Genomic DNA, 12,846 nt, shown 5'->3' with positions numbered 1-12,846 from the left:
AAAAAAGATCCCCCGTGATCTTGCGAATTCTCGCAGCGTCCCCGCCTGACCTGCGACGACTCCAACCGTGATCTTGCAAAAACTCGCAGACTGTGGCGCTGACCTGCGGTGGAGGTCTCCGTGATCTTGCAGTGAGCCGGGGGCGGACGGAGCGGCCGGTCAGACCTCGAGGATCAGGGTGATCGGGCCGTCGTTGGTCAGCGAGACCTTCATGTCGGCGCCGAACACGCCGGTCTCCACCCGGGCGCCCAGCGCCCGCAGTTCCTCGATCACGGCCTCGACCAGCGGCTCGGCCACCGGCCCCGGCGCCGCTGCCTGCCAGGTGGGCCGGCGGCCCCGGCGGGCATCGCCGTACAACGTGAACTGACTGATCACGAGCAGCGGCGCGGCCACATCCGAGCAGGACTTCTCGCCGTGCAGGACGCGCAGCCCCCACAGCTTGGCGGCTAGCCTGGCCGCCTCCGCTCGCCCGTCGGTGTGGGTGACGCCGACGAGCACGAGCAGGCCGGGCTCGTCGATCGCCCCGACGACCCTGCCTTCGACCACTACTGAAGCGGAGCTGACCCGCTGAACGACGGCACGCATGGCCCCGAATTCTGCCATGCCGACCGGGTTCATAAACTGCGGGTCATGGCTGAGCTGATCGTCGAAGTGGTCCGTTCCGGGTTTGTCGAGTCCGTCCACCGCGCGCGAGTGCATGTGGTGAACGCCAACGGATCCCCGGTCATGGTGCACGGCGACACCGGGAGCCTCACCTCTCCCCGCTCGGCGATGAAGCCGCTCCAGGCGCTGGCCATGCTCCGCTGCGGACTGTCGGCGGCGGACGAACTGCTCGCGCTCGCGTGCGCGAGCCACAGCGGGGAGCCCTTCCACGTGGACGGCGTACGGAAGATCCTGGCCATGGCGGGGCTGGACGAGTCGGCCCTGGCATGCCCCGCCGACCTGCCGCTCGACCGGGAATCGCGCGATCGGGTCGTCCGCGAGCACGGCGCGCCGGCCAGGATCTACATGAACTGCTCGGGCAAGCACGCGGCGATGCTCGCCACCTGCGTGGTGAACAACTGGCCGACCGAGGGTTACCTGCGGCCAGGGCATCCGCTCCAGCGGGCGATCAGGGCGACGGTCGAGGATCTCACCGGTGAGCGGGTCGCGGCGACGGGCGTGGACGGCTGCGGCGCCCCGCTGTTCTTCGTCTCGATGGCCGGTGTCGTGCGCGCCTTCCGCCGGCTCCCGATGGCCGCCCCCGGCAGCCCGGAACGGCGCATCGCCGACGCCATGCGCGCCTATCCGGAGTGGACGAGTGGTACGGCACGGCCCGAGGCCGAGCTGATGCGGGCGATCCCCGGCCTGCTGATGAAAGTGGGCGCCGAAGCGTTCAACGCCTTCGCCTTCTCCGACGGCCGGGCCGGCGCCGTCAAGATCGACGATGGTGGCGACCGGGCACGCACACCGGTGACGGTGGCCGCCCTGCGCGCGGTCGGGCTGGACGCGCCCGAGCTCGCGGGACTGGCGACCACGCCGCTGTTCGGCGGCGGCGAGCCGGTCGGCGAGATCCGCGTACGGCGCCCCTGACGCTCTCGCCCCCATCGCAAGCGCGCACGCGCTCCCGGCCCCGACCATCCGGGATATCACCCGTCCCGCATCGTCATTCGGTGGAAGGATGGGGACGTGTTGGATCGCTATCGATGCCCGCCGTTGCTGCAGATCGAGAATCTCGGTTATTCGACCTCGAACACACGACTTTTCGGGGGACTCGATCTGAACGTTCATCAGGGTGAGTCGGTGGTGCTCTGCGGGCCGAGCGGAACGGGGAAGACCACGCTGTTGACGTGCATCCTGGGCCTGACCAAGCCGAAGAAAGGCAGAATCCTGGTGGCGGGGGAGGACCTTACCGGGATGTCGCGGCGGCGGCTCGCGTCCTTTCGCCGGAAGCACATGGGGATGGTCTTTCAGTTCGGTGAATTGCTTCCCGAGTTGTCTCCTGTCGAAAATGTGGCTCTTGCCGCGCTTCTCGCAGGTGCCGATCGAAAAAAGGCGTACGATCTGGCGCGGCACCTGCTCGCGGACCTCGGCGTTCCGCTCGACGGAGCGCCCACCGCCTACCTCTCCGGTGGAGAAAGACAGCGAACGGCCGTGGCGCGAGCACTGATCACCGGGGCGCCGCTGATCCTCGCGGACGAGCCCACGGGTGCACTCGACCAGGACAGCAGGGATTCCGTTGCCGACCTTCTCTTCGAACTGCCGAGACGACGGAACTGCGCGCTCCTGCTCGTGACTCATGACCAGGCCGTCGCCGCCCGCGCCGACCGCAGGCTCGACCTGATCGCCGGTCGCCTGATCGGGACTCAGGCATGAGGCCTCATGCGTTATGGCGTCAACTCCTGCGGATCGGCCTCGCGGCGGGCCGGAATTCGCCGGGCGGCAGACTACGGTTCGCCGCGCTCATCACCGCGGCAGCCGTCGTGACCCTCGTCCTCATGTCCTGCCTCGCTGTCATCGCGACCTACGACGGATGGGACCGGCGGGACGTCGCACGGGGTGTGGAGATCGCCCGGCACGGCGACAGTCCCGTCGTCGCCCTCTACAAGAGGGCAGGGGACTCCGTGGGCACGAGACCGCACGAGGTGGTGTACATCGAGCCGAAGTCACCACAGGCCTCTCCACCCCCTGGGCTTCCCCGCTGGCCGGAACCGGGCGAGGCGTTCCTGTCGCCGGAACTGGTGCGTGTCGGCGAAGGCGAGGGGATCACCCGGCGGTACGGAAAGTTCGCCGGGATCATCGACTCCAGCGGACTCGCGACCCCCTCCGAACGGCTGGCCTATGTCCGTCCAGCGGTGACCGGCCACCATGGCTGGTCCAAGATCGCAAAAATCGGCTCGGCGCGATCCACGCCGATGGGCGACACCCTCAACCGGGTGCCCGCCGGCCAGCTTCTCAGTGCGATCGGGTTCACCGTTGGCGGGGTGGCGATCGTGTTGCTCGTCGTCGCCGCCCGCTGTGGATCGAGTTCGCGAGACCGGAGGGTGCGTCTCCTCACCGCACTCGGCGGGAACCGGTGGCACCTGGCGCTGGTGAATCTCGGCGAAGCCTGCATTCCCGTGGTCATCGGTACGCTGCTGGGAAGCGTCCCCTACCTGCTCATGTCGCTGTGGGACGTCCGTATTCCCCTGATCGACCAGGTCGTCGGCTCCGCTGACCTGCGCGCCTGGGCATGGGTGACGCCGATGGTCGCGCTCGCCGGATGCGGACTGATGTTGTTCGTGGTCGTGGCGCTTCACCTGGCCGGCATCGACGGGGGAGGCACCCGACCCCGGGTCTTCGCCGACAGGATTCCCCGCTGGAGGCTGTACGCCGGACTGCTGGGTCTGATCGCGATTGTCACCACCCCTTATCTTCCCAAGCTGACGAGCTTCCTCGCCTATATCGCCGGCACCACTCTGCTCTGGGGCATGCTGCCTTCCGCCGCCGGTGCGGTGATCCGATATTGGGGGAACTCCGCCGCGTCCTTCGGCAGGTGGGCCGGTCGCGCCGACGTGTTGATCGCGGGCCGCTGGGCTCATGCCCGTCCCGGCGTGGTCGTACGGCTCGTGGCGGTGATGGTCATCGGACTCGGCGTGATCACTCAGGCCCAGGTGTGGACCAGCCGACTGGGCGACTCCGGCCAGAACGCCCGAGCCCTGCAGCGAGAGCTCCACGATTCGGTGCTGGTGGTCACCCCGCAATCGATCACACCCGCTTCGGTGGACGCCTTCACGCGGTCTCTTCCAAAGAACGCGAACATCTTCCTCGTGAACACGGCGAAGAAACCGACGGAGCCATCCGTACTCCGTGGATCATGCGAGGCGATGCGGTCACTCGGAATCGCCTGCTCGTCCGATGGAGACCATATGACAGGCGGCGATGCGCGCATCGCGATCTTGGGGAAGTTCATAGGTTTCGGAGGTGAGATCAAGTTTCGGGAAGGAAATGTCTCCGGCAACACGCAGAAGGCCGATCAAATCGCCGTGGTCTCTCCGCCGGGAACGACGGGTCTGAACGCCCGGGTGAAGGAGACGGCGAATCGCGCGTTCGGGCTCGCTCAGGTGAAGCGGCCGTACGATGGCTGGATACTCGGGGCCGATCGGCTCGTCAACATGGCCGACTGGGTCAAGTTGCTCACCATTCTCACGCTGATCATTCTGGCGCTCGCCGTGGCCTTCAGCTCGGCCGCTGAGTTTCTCGTGTTCACGACCGCGGTCGCGCCACTTGCGGTCCTGACAGAACGGCGGAGATTCCTGCTTGGGATCGCGATCTGGAACCTGACCGTACCCACGGTCATCGCCGTCGCGTTCGGGGTCTGCGTGGCCGCCTGGCAGGGCTCGTTCTTCATCTCCTTGTCGAAGTCCGGGATGTTCTCGTGGAGCCTGCTGGCGGCATGCGCGGCAGGGGCGCTGGTGCTCGCCATCGCCATCGGCCTCATCGGCGGCACGGGCGCGATACGAGCCACCGCCCGCTGGCGTCCTGCCGCTGACTGAGCGGCTTTTTCATGCGCATCAGAGGGAGCGGGTGTGGCGGGCGGCGGAGATCGCGCCGGATGTGGTCATCGTGAACGTCCGCATCGAGTCGGCGAACCTCGACAGGTCCCACTCGGCCGGCCCCTGGTACCAGTACAGATGATCTGTCTGCTGCCCGTTGCCGGTGAAGTCGCTCACCACCCGCGCCCACCGGTCCACGCTGTCGAAGATCACCGCGTACGGCAGATAGCGTGAGAACAGCTCGATCCGCTTGGCGGCGGGCACGTCGTCGATGGTGCCGGCCGCGAGGTGCTCCCGGAACCCCATGACGTGCGCGAGGGCCGTGGCGCCCTTCGCCGTCTTGGCCGGCATGAACTGCCCGCCGTAGGCCAGCGCCGCCCCCGCGATGATCACGGCCAGTCCGAGCACGCCGTACGTCGTGAGCCACGCGAGCAGGGCGGTCGCCGCCATGCCGAGCACGATGACGACCACGCCGACGGTGGTCCACCGGGACCGGACGGAGTCGGGGCGCCTGGCGAACCATCCCTGGGTCACCACATCCTGGTACAGCGCGTCGCGCACCTTGTCGAGCCGGGCGGCGAACGACCCGCGCAACTGCGACAGCAGCACCGCGTCCCGGCCGTCGAAGATCGCGTCGTAGAGTGCGCGCTCGTAGGGGAGCAGGCTGCCCAGCGGTGCCTTGGGCAGCTTGACGAGCCGCCAGTCCGGCGTGTCGTACGTCTGCCGGGGCTGTTCGTCGACGCGCAGATAACCGCGTACGGCGAGATCGACGATGGTGGCGGTCACGTCGATGACGTCGGCGTGCTCGTCGAAGAGCGTGCCGATCTGGCCGGGGCGCACCCCGTCCGGCGGGGTGAAGTGACCGTTCTGGTGCCCGCTGATCTCCCCCGACTCGCTGCCGATGATCCGGGCGTCCCGGCCCCGGGCCCAGTACAGCAGGCCGACGCCGCCCAGGAGCAGGATCAGCAGCCCCACGAGCGACATCACGGTCACCGCGTTCAGCGTGAACGCGTTGGACAGCTCGAACCGGCGCTCCAGGATCGGGGCGGTGCCGGTGGCGCCCTGCGGATAGCCGACGATGACGGTGAGCATCTGCCCGGCGTCGAGACCCTGCTGCTCGAAGAGCGCGCTCGTGCCGGCCTCGTCGACCGATGCCGCCGTGCACGCCATGGCCGAGGTCGGCTCACCGGCGAAACAGGACACGTTCTGCACCCTGCCGGGGCCGGTGACCCGCACCGTCGCGGTGCGCACCGGGCCGGTCACGGCGGACCAGCGGAACTCCTCGCCGGTCGCCCCGGGGGTGACGGCACCGGTCACGTCGTACTCGACGGTGCCGCTGCCCTTGATGGTCAGCGTCTCGCCGTCGAAGGTCGCGCCCTTGACGTTCGAGATCCGGTAGACGCGGTCATGGCCGTCGTCGTAGCGCGTGCGGGTGAGCATCGCCCGCCGGAGCGGACCGCCGGACAGGGCGATCGTCTCCTTGACGTGGAGCACCCCGTCCTTGCCGAGTTCCATGACCACGTCGTCCTTGGTGACGGTCGTCGGGGGCTCGGCGTGGGCGGGGGCGGCCACGAGACCGACCGTGGCGGCGATGGTGAGCATGGCGAGCAGGGCCGCCAGCCCGAGCCGGCGCGCGTGATCCATCATGAACTCGCACCCTACCGGTGCCGAATGTCCGGCTTGTGCATCCACTGGTCCTGGGAGGTGTTTCGTACAGGTCGTCGTGGATCCGGATGGGCGCCTCGGACACCGAGGCGCCGTCCGGGCCGCGCGTAGCAGGACACGGTGGTTGAAACGCAACCTAGGCTGTTGGGTCATGGCACGTACGCGCCTGTACCGGAACGGTGTCCTGGCGGCCGAGGGCTTCCCGGTCGCCGAGGTGTCGGATCACCTGGAGGATCCGTCGGCCGTCGTGTGGGTGGACCTGCACACGCCGACGGAAGACGAACTGCGCGCTATCAGCGAGGAACTGGGCCTCCACGAACTGGCGGTCGAGGACGCGCTGCAGCGCAAGCAGCGGCCGAAACTCGACGTCTACGACAGCCACAAGTTCCTGAACGTGTACGCCGCCCGCTTCGACGTGGAGTCGGGACGGCTGGAGGTCGCCGACGCGGCCGCGTTCATCACCGCACACGCGCTGGTCACCGTCCGCTCCTCCGACGCCTTCGACATCGACGAGGTCGTCCGGCGCTGGGACGAGTCGCCGCGGCTCGCCGAGCACGGTGTGGCCTTCCTGATCCACGGTCTGCTCGACTACGTGGTGGACAGTCACTTCGACACCGTCGAGGCGATGGACGAGCAGATCGAGGTGCTCGAGGAGGCGGTGTTCGACGAGCGGCCGGTCGGCCCCGACGAGCAGCGGCGCACGTTCGAGCTGCGCAAGAGCCTGGTCACGCTGCGCCGGATCGTCATGCCGATGCGAGAGGTGGTCAGCACGCTGCTGCGCCGGAACGGGGAGATCGGTGACGGCGCCCTGGCTCCGTACTTCCAGGACGTGTACGACCAGGTGCTGCGCGCCTCCGAATGGACCGAGTCGCTGCGCGAGCTCCTGGGCAACGTCCGGGAGGCGCAGCTGACCATGCAGGGGAACCGGATGAACCTGATCATGAAGCGGGTGACGAGCTGGGCGGCCATCATCGCCGTGCCCACCATGATCACCGGATTCTACGGGCAGAACATCCCGGTTCCCGGTTTCGGCGAGACGTGGGGGTTCGTGACGTCCACGGCGGCCATCGTCTTCGTGTCGGTGGTGCTCTACCGGGTGTTCCGCGCCCGCGACTGGCTCTGATCGCACGTCATCCGCGGATCACCAGGGACCGTACGGCCCCTGGCTGCTGCTGCCGCCGCCGCGATACTCGTTGACCGCGGGCTTCACGTCGGCCAGATAGATGCCGGCGGCGATGACCGAGGCGATGGTCAGGAGACTCGGCAGCCCCATCCCCGCTCCGTAGTAGTTCACCGCGGCGGCGAAGGTGAACAGCGTCGCGAAGCCCAGGATGATGAGCCAGAGCGGTTTGGTCTGCTTGCCTGCCGCCGGGAAGGCCCGCGTGGGGATGCGCAGCGCGTGGATGAGCGCCCAGGCGCACATCACGAAGGCCGCGATGGAGAGCAGCCAGAATATGAGGGTCAGGATGCTGGTCACCGGCCCGAACATTGACTCTCCCAGACGGTCATGGTCGCTTGACGTCCCCCAGACTAATGTCCTGCGGCGACATCTGTCGCGAGTGCGGACGAGGATCGCCGCCGCGACCGGCGAAACCAACGGCCCGCCTCCCGGATCGCGGGAAGCGGGCCGATGTCACGCCTGGGGCGGATCCCGGGTCTGTGGGCCTCAGGTCCTGCCGGGGCGCCGGTCTCGGGTCCGTTCTTTTCGGACGCCGAGCGCCGTGGACGGCGGACTCAGGACTGGGTCGTCGTCCTCGTGCGGGTGCCGGCCGGGCGGCGAGTGGTGGTGGTCTGAGCGGAGGGAGCCGGCCGGGCCGCGGCGGGCTCGGCCCTCTCCGAGACGTCCTCGAGCTCCAGGGCGGTCTCACCGGTCACCTTGCTGACGATCCTCCGGCCGCGGATGGCGAGGTCGTCGTAGATCCGGTTGAACCGGGTGGTGGCGGCGTCCGCGTACTCCCGGGCCTTCTCAGGGAAGTCCCTGGCCACGGTCTCGGCCTTGCCCTGCATGGTCGACGCGTACTCACGCGCCCGCTCGACGGCGAAGTCGCCGACGCCGGTGAGCGCGTAGAACGGCTTGGAATCCGCGATCCTTTTGACCTGTGTCGCGAGGGTCATGGGCTATCCTTCCTTTACTTCCGGTGTGATGCCGTCGCGCGAGGGAACCGGGTCGTCCCCGAGAGGCTCAGCCGATTGCGGCGGCTGAGCGGATTCGACCCGGTTCTCCTTGCGGAACGATTCGTAGATATCGATGAGCACCTGGCGTTGCCGCCCGGTGAGTGTGACGTCTGCCCGGATCGCGGCCAGCACGTCGCTGTCCTGCTGCCGATCCTCGATGAGGCCCGCCTGCACGTAGAGCGCCTGTGCGGAGATCTGCAGGCCTTTGGCGATCTGGTTCAGGATCTCGGCGCTCGGCTTGCGCAGACCCCGCTCCACCTGACTCAGATACGGGTTGGACACGCCGGCCTGAGCGGCGAGCTGGCGGAGTGAGATCTTCGCCTGCTGCCGCTGCTGGCGGATGTATTCGCCGAGCGAGCCGACCTTGGGCAGTTCCATGGCTCTAGTCTGCCCCCTGGTGCTTGCAATTGCAAACTCGGCGATTAACTTAAGCTAGCGCCCAAGAATCAGCCGGGAATCAGCCACAGCAGCGGCGCCGACGCCGTCAGCACCGCGGAGCCGGCCAGGATGAAGAAACGGTGCGGGGCCGGGATCGTGGTCTCCGGCCGCACGAGACGGTTCACCCTGGCCATCACGTTCGCTCCGGCGGAGGCGCCGGGCAGCCCGAGCCCGCCCGGTGCGCCGAGCGCACCCAGCGCGCCCTCCGGGGCGGGCAGCGTGCTCGCGGCGCCGAACCGCAGCAGTGCCGTGGCCAGTCGCCGCGGGCTGCAGCGCCGGCGGGCACGGTCGTCCGCTGCCATCTCGATGAGCAACTCGACCGACAGCTGCGCGTCCCGGATGAGCTTCGACCACGGCAGCGCGCGGCGCAGCGCCGCGAACGGCAGCAGCACGAGGTCGTGCCGCTCCCGCACGTGCGCGCTCTCATGGGCCAGTACGGCATCGAGCTCGTCGGGGGACAGCAGTCGCAGCGTCCCGTTGCTGATCACGACCTGCGACCTCAGCCCGGGCAGGCAGTAGGCGGCGGCGCCCGGGAAGTCCACGACTCGGACACCCGGCACGGCGGGCTCGTCGCGGGCGATCAGCGAGAGCAGCTCGCGGTGCCGGCGCCGGGCACGCAGCGTACGCGCTCCGGCGACCAGCGGCAGCGCCACGAGGAGGGCCAGGAGCATCAGACCGGCCGCGAGAGCGAGCAGCCTGACGATGTCCCGCGGATCCCCCACGCCGTAGCCGAAGCCCGTGAGCAGGCTCACGAGGCCGTGGACCACGCCCCTGCCGTACGGCTCCAGCGCATAGGCGAGCAGCGCGCCGGTGGTGGCGAGTCCCCAGGTGACGCCGACCGACTGCCACAGCAGGATGGCGGTGCGGGGCGCGTGCCAGGTCCACTTGGCGTGGGTGAGCCCCTCCGCCGCCAGGACACAGGCGGCGGCGAGCGCCGCGAGGACGGCCGCCGCGATCAATTGTCCTCCAGCTCCGTCAGGGCTCTTCGCAGGATCTCCGCCTCGGAACCGGACACCGCCTGCGCGAAGCGCGTCAGCGCGGCGTCGCGGTCGCCGGTCATGTCGAGGGCCTCGAGCATGAGCTCGGCTACGTAGGCGTCCCGGCTCGCCGCGGGCTGGTAACGCCAGGCCCGGCCGTCCCTCGTGCGGTTGAGGAAGCCCTTGCGGGAGAGCCGGTCGAGCACGGTCATCACGGTGGTGGGCGCCAGATCGCGGTCTTCTATGAGGCGCCCGACCTCACGGGCCGTCAACGGGGCGTTCTGCGCCCACAGAATGTCCATGATGGTGCGTTCAAGCTCGCCGAGTCCCTTCACATCCACAAGGCTACCCGGAGTAGTACTACGTGTCGTAGAGAGGTGGGAGTCATGAACATCTCGCTCGTCCAGGGCGATATCACCACGCAGCGGGTGGACGCGATCGTCAACGCGGCCAACTCCTCCCTGATGGGGGGCGGCGGCGTGGACGGGGCGATCCACCGGCGCGGCGGCCCCGAGATCCTGGCGGAGTGCCGGGAACTGCGCGCGTCCCGCTATCCGGACGGCCTGCCGACCGGCCAGGCCGTGGCAACCACGGCAGGGCTGCTGCCGGCCCGGTGGGTGATCCACACGGTGGGGCCCGTTTACTCGCGTGGCGAGGACAGGTCGCATCTGCTCGCCTCCTGCTACCGGGAGTCGCTGATCGTGGCCGCGTCACTGGGCGTCGTCACCGTGGCGTTTCCCGCGATCTCCGCAGGGGTCTACCGGTGGCCGATGCGCGACGCGGCCCGCATCGCCCTGTCGACGGTACGGCAGGCCGGACCGGCCGGGTCGTCCGTCGCCGAGGCGCGATTCGTGCTGTTCGACTCCGCAGCCTATGCCGTATTCGAGGAGATCTTGGCGGAAACGAGGTAAGTATTCGGTTAACCATCGCGGAGCCACTTCAGCATGTAGATCTCGTCGCGGTCGTCACCGGGCGCGACGCGGATCGACCTCGGCACCCGGCCGACCTCGCGATAGCCGACGCTCGCGTAGAACGCGTCCACCCCGGTGCCGCCCCGGCAGGTCAGCTGCAGCGCATCGAGCCCGAGTGATCGGGCGGCGTCGTCGGCCGCCAGCATGAGGGCCCTGCCGTACCCCTTGCCCTGGTGCTTGGGGTGGACCATGACGCGCACCAGCCACCGCCAGTGCGCGCGCAGGCCCGACTCGCTGTCGGCGAGGATCAGCCAGCACGCCGCGCGGCCGTCGTCATCGTCGTCGAAACCCACCAGCAGCGCGTCGGGGGACGCCGACCCGGCCGTGCGGGCGAACGCCTTCTCGGCCGTCGCCCTGATGTCGTCGGCGGTCACCGGCGGCACGAATCCGACGGCGCCGCCGGCGTTCGTCACATCGACCCAGCAGGTCAGGAGGTCCTCGAAGAGTCCGGGTGTCATCTCGGGGTCGAGGACGAAACGCATGCGCCGACGCTATCAGGGGCGACGGCGCTCCAGGGCAGGGTGATCTCGCCGAGCCGCCACCGTGAGGGGCCCCCGGTGGGCGGCGCCGTCGCCACCGGCCAGTCCTCGGCCAGCAACTCGGCCGCCCTGATCCAGCGCTGGCGGGAGCCGTACGCACCGAAGGGCGCGCAGGCGGCCCACGCCCGGTCCCAGGCGGAGAGGAAGCCGTGCACCCGCTCGCCCGGAACGTTGCGGTGGATGAGCGTCTTGGGCAGCCGTTCCGCCAGCTCGGAGGGGCGTACGAAGCCGGTGAACCGCGCCGCGAAGGTCAGCGTGCGCGGGCCCTCGGCACCGAGCGTCACCCACACCGCCCGGTGCCCGATCTCCGAGCAGGTGCCCTCCACGATCACCCCGGACGGGTGGAGGCCGGCGCGCAGCACATCCCAGTGCGCCCAGGCGTCGGCCTCGCCGTACTGCCTGAGCACATTGAACGCGCGTACGATCAGCGGCCGGCGGGCCACCGGCAGCTCGAAGCCGCCGCGTACGAACGACAGCCCTTCCCGTTCGTACGGCTTGGCCGCCGCGACCCGCTCGGGATCGATCTCGACGCCCACGATCTGTACGGCCGGGCACACCCGCCGCAGCCTGGTGAAAAGCTCATATGTCGTTATGTGCGAGGCGCCGAAGCCGAGATCCACCACGAGGGGCGTGGCCGCTTCCCCGCCGTCCGCCGCCCCGAGCGGGACGGCATGGGCTCGCGCGGCCGATCGGAGCAGCGGGCCGTGCACGGCGGCGATCCACCGGTCGGACCGCCGCAGCCGGTTGTGCCCGGTGGTCCCGCGGGTGATCGTCCCGATCGGCCGGCTCCTCACGTGCCCGACGGGACGTGGTGCACCTTGTGCTGGGCGGCCTGCGCGCGCGGCCGGACGACCATCCGGTCGATGTTCACATGCGGCGGGCGCGTGACGGCAAAGGTGATCACGTCGGCGATGTCGTCCGCGGTCAGCGGGCCGGGGACGCCGTCGTAGACCTTCGCGGCACGTTCGGCGTCGCCGTGGAACCGCGTCAGCGAGAACTCCTCGGTCTTGACCATGCCGGGCGCGATCTCGACGACCCGCACCGGCTCGCCGCACAGCTCCAGCCGCAGCGTCTCGGTCATCGACGTCTGGGCGTGCTTGGCGGCGCAGTAGCCGCCGCCCCCCTCGTACGAGACGAGCCCGGCGACCGACGTCAGCATCACCAGCACGCCGTCGCCGGAGGCGATCAGCTTCGGCAGCAGCGCCCTGGTCATCCGCAGCGAACCGAGCACGTTCACGTCGTACATGCGCTGCCAGTCGGCCACCCGTCCCATCGAGACGGGCTCCAGCCCGATCGCGCCGCCGGCGTTGTTCACCAGCACGTCGCAGCGCTCGATCGCGGCCGCCAGCGCGTCGACGGACTCCTGGGCGGTCACGTCGAGCGTGGCGGGCGTGATCCCGGGGATCTCGTCGGCCAGCTTGTCCAGCCTGTCCCGCCGCCGCGCCGCCGCCACCACCTCGAAACCCGCGGCGGCGAGCCGCCGCGCGGTCGCCTCGCCGATCCCACTGCTCGCGCCGGTCACCACCGCGGTCCTGCGCTCCGTCACCGCAATCGCCCTTCCCTCGTC

Annotated in this window: 15 protein-coding genes; 5 read left to right on the top strand and 10 right to left on the bottom strand. The window is 69.4% G+C overall.

Annotated features, from left to right (window positions below):
• Nucleotides 1-159: 159 nt before the first annotated feature.
• Nucleotides 160-585 carry a D-aminoacyl-tRNA deacylase gene (gene dtd / locus AP234_RS29960; RefSeq protein WP_055483162.1) on the bottom strand — a complete coding sequence of 142 codons (426 nt, stop codon included), beginning with the start codon at nucleotides 583-585 and terminating at the stop codon, nucleotides 160-162.
• A gap of 45 nt (nucleotides 586-630) precedes the next feature.
• Here dtd and AP234_RS29955 point away from each other — a divergent pair, with 45 nt between their 5' ends.
• The 3 genes from AP234_RS29955 (at nucleotide 631) to AP234_RS29945 (ending at nucleotide 4,514) form a co-directional block, all read left to right on the top strand.
• On the top strand, nucleotides 631-1,572 hold the full coding sequence (locus tag AP234_RS29955) for an asparaginase (protein WP_055483108.1): 942 nt from the start codon (nucleotides 631-633) through the stop codon (nucleotides 1,570-1,572).
• 96 nt (nucleotides 1,573-1,668) lie between these two features.
• A complete protein-coding gene (locus AP234_RS29950; RefSeq protein WP_235558462.1) occupies nucleotides 1,669-2,355 on the top strand; it encodes an ATP-binding cassette domain-containing protein in 687 nt (228 codons plus the stop codon).
• Nucleotides 2,352-4,514, top strand: a complete 2,163-nt coding sequence (locus tag AP234_RS29945) for a hypothetical protein (protein WP_055483107.1) — start codon at nucleotides 2,352-2,354, stop codon at nucleotides 4,512-4,514. The genes AP234_RS29950 and AP234_RS29945 overlap by 4 nt, the downstream gene beginning before the upstream one ends.
• An 18-nt stretch (nucleotides 4,515-4,532) precedes the next feature.
• Here AP234_RS29945 and AP234_RS29940 read toward each other — a convergent pair whose 3' ends face one another.
• Nucleotides 4,533-6,161, bottom strand: coding sequence for a DUF2207 domain-containing protein (locus AP234_RS29940; protein WP_063843137.1), 1,629 nt, complete (start codon nucleotides 6,159-6,161; stop codon nucleotides 4,533-4,535).
• A gap of 169 nt (nucleotides 6,162-6,330) precedes the next feature.
• Here AP234_RS29940 and AP234_RS29935 point away from each other — a divergent pair, with 169 nt between their 5' ends.
• Nucleotides 6,331-7,302: a magnesium transporter CorA family protein gene (locus AP234_RS29935; RefSeq protein WP_200926781.1), complete on the top strand. Its 972-nt coding sequence runs from the start codon at nucleotides 6,331-6,333 to the stop codon at nucleotides 7,300-7,302.
• Nucleotides 7,303-7,320: 18 nt separating this feature from the next.
• On the opposite strand, the gene AP234_RS29930 is transcribed toward AP234_RS29935, so the two are convergent.
• The 5 genes from AP234_RS29930 to AP234_RS29910 all read right to left on the bottom strand — a co-directional run bounded on the left by AP234_RS29930 (nucleotide 7,321) and on the right by AP234_RS29910 (nucleotide 10,104).
• Nucleotides 7,321-7,656, bottom strand: coding sequence for a DUF2516 family protein (locus AP234_RS29930; protein WP_235558460.1), 336 nt, complete (start codon nucleotides 7,654-7,656; stop codon nucleotides 7,321-7,323).
• 257 nt (nucleotides 7,657-7,913) lie between these two features.
• A complete protein-coding gene (locus tag AP234_RS29925; protein WP_055483105.1) occupies nucleotides 7,914-8,294 on the bottom strand; it encodes a hypothetical protein in 381 nt (126 codons plus the stop codon).
• A gap of 3 nt (nucleotides 8,295-8,297) precedes the next feature.
• Nucleotides 8,298-8,732, bottom strand: a complete 435-nt coding sequence (locus AP234_RS29920) for a helix-turn-helix domain-containing protein (RefSeq protein ID WP_055483104.1) — start codon at nucleotides 8,730-8,732, stop codon at nucleotides 8,298-8,300.
• A 68-nt stretch (nucleotides 8,733-8,800) separates the two neighbouring features.
• The gene (locus AP234_RS29915) at nucleotides 8,801-9,751 is read right to left on the bottom strand and encodes a M56 family metallopeptidase (RefSeq protein ID WP_055483103.1); all 951 of its coding nucleotides are present in this window, start codon (nucleotides 9,749-9,751) and stop codon (nucleotides 8,801-8,803) included.
• Nucleotides 9,748-10,104, bottom strand: coding sequence for a BlaI/MecI/CopY family transcriptional regulator (locus AP234_RS29910; protein ID WP_083502574.1), 357 nt, complete (start codon nucleotides 10,102-10,104; stop codon nucleotides 9,748-9,750). Before AP234_RS29910 ends, AP234_RS29915 begins: the two co-directional genes overlap by 4 nt.
• A 51-nt stretch (nucleotides 10,105-10,155) precedes the next feature.
• Between AP234_RS29910 and AP234_RS29905 the strand changes: the two genes are divergently transcribed.
• Nucleotides 10,156-10,680 (top strand): O-acetyl-ADP-ribose deacetylase, encoded by a 525-nt coding sequence (locus AP234_RS29905; RefSeq protein ID WP_055483102.1) that lies wholly within the window; start codon nucleotides 10,156-10,158, stop codon nucleotides 10,678-10,680.
• Between the two features lie 8 nt (nucleotides 10,681-10,688).
• Here AP234_RS29905 and AP234_RS29900 read toward each other — a convergent pair whose 3' ends face one another.
• From AP234_RS29900 to AP234_RS29890, 3 genes are read right to left on the bottom strand one after another with little or no spacing between them, the layout of a single operon-like run.
• Nucleotides 10,689-11,222, bottom strand: coding sequence for a GNAT family N-acetyltransferase (locus AP234_RS29900; RefSeq protein ID WP_055483101.1), 534 nt, complete (start codon nucleotides 11,220-11,222; stop codon nucleotides 10,689-10,691).
• Nucleotides 11,195-12,073, bottom strand: a complete 879-nt coding sequence (locus AP234_RS29895; RefSeq protein WP_055483100.1) for a hypothetical protein — start codon at nucleotides 12,071-12,073, stop codon at nucleotides 11,195-11,197. Before AP234_RS29895 ends, AP234_RS29900 begins: the two co-directional genes overlap by 28 nt.
• Complete coding sequence (locus AP234_RS29890; protein WP_055483099.1) at nucleotides 12,070-12,825, bottom strand: SDR family NAD(P)-dependent oxidoreductase; 756 nt, start codon at nucleotides 12,823-12,825, stop codon at nucleotides 12,070-12,072. The genes AP234_RS29895 and AP234_RS29890 overlap by 4 nt, the downstream gene beginning before the upstream one ends.
• Nucleotides 12,826-12,846 lie beyond the last annotated feature (21 nt).

The sequence above is a fragment of the Sphaerimonospora mesophila genome (assembly GCF_001417795.1).
In the GTDB taxonomy this organism is placed as follows: Bacteria; Actinomycetota; Actinomycetes; order Streptosporangiales; family Streptosporangiaceae; genus Sphaerimonospora; species Sphaerimonospora mesophila.
The sequence above is the reverse complement of the archived record's forward strand: the minus strand, read 5'-3'. Positions and strand labels throughout refer to the sequence as shown.